Here is a 1,121-nt window from a genome sequence, read left to right as displayed (position 1 = left end):
ATGTTGTCGCCGGTCGCCGTCGACGGGTCGACGTACCCGGGCCAGTCCAGTACCGCACCGGTCGAGGTGATCGTCGTCGGCGGGTTCACCGTGACACCCGGCCGGCCGTAGGTGACCACCAGCTTCGGCAGGTTGAAGTCGCGCCGGTCGTTGTTGTAGGCGTACTCGGAGGCCTCGTAGACCGGTCCGCCCTTGCCCTTGGTCGCCTCGTCGAGGGCCTTGACCATCACCCCGTAGTTGGAGGTGCCGTTGACCCACTCCTGCACCAGGTTGCGCACCGGGAACGAGTTCCACACGCTCGACTGGGCGTACTTCTTGACCGCGCCGGCCTTGGTGAACCGCACCGCGTCCGCGTTCGCCGACGTGCCCGGCACGCCGTTGAGCACCACCTTGCCGGTGGTGCCGGCCACGAACGGATGGGTACCCAGCGTCACCCAGTCGCCCTGGCTGTCCGGCGTGGTCTGGTCGACGTAGTACTTCTTCGAACCGCCGGAGAAGTGGACCGTGTACGGGGCGTTCGCCGGGCGGTCCGACGCAGCCACGTAGTGGACCTCGACCTGATAATCACCCGACTCGGTGATGGTGGGCACCCAGGTGTGGGTGTCCGTCGCGAGGCTGCTGCCGTGGAAGCGGTAGTCGCTGTCGACCGCCTTCGGCGTCAACGTCGTGTTCCCCGAATACGGCCACGACCCGGTGACCGACGTCCCGGAATCGCCGTCGTCCTTCGTCACCACGTTGGCCGCCGGCGCACCGGCGAACTTGGTGCTCATGGTTCCCCACGTCGCGGACCCCTCGGTCCAGTCCGCGGTCACCCGGTGCGCCTGCATCGGCACGTCGGCGGCGTAGGTGGTGTGCGTCTGCGAGTAGTACAGCTGCAGTTGCGCGTCGCTGATCGGCGTGTTCGCCGGAATCGAGTCCAGGTTGAACTTCAGCAACGACCGCCAGGCCTGCGTGGAGGTCGTGCCGACCTTCAGCTGGTAGGTGTCGTTGTAGTTCGTGGTGGTGGCGCCCGAGTAGATCTGCACATCCTGGGCGTCGGTCGGCACCGGCTGCACCTTGATGGTCGGGTCGATGACCACCGGGAACACCCGCGCCGGATCGGCCAGCCAGCCGGCGTCGGC

General features: G+C 67.4%; 1 protein-coding gene. It reads right to left on the bottom strand.

What is annotated here, in order from left to right:
• Nucleotides 1-1,121, bottom strand: a 1,121-nt coding sequence (locus KBX37_RS33915) for a DNRLRE domain-containing protein (RefSeq protein WP_210779892.1), incomplete at both ends; no start/stop codon positions are given.

The sequence above is a fragment of the Micromonospora sp. U56 genome (assembly GCF_018070095.1).
Lineage (GTDB): Bacteria > Actinomycetota > Actinomycetes > Mycobacteriales > Micromonosporaceae > Micromonospora > Micromonospora purpureochromogenes.
The sequence above is the reverse complement of the archived record's forward strand: the minus strand, read 5'-3'. Positions and strand labels throughout refer to the sequence as shown.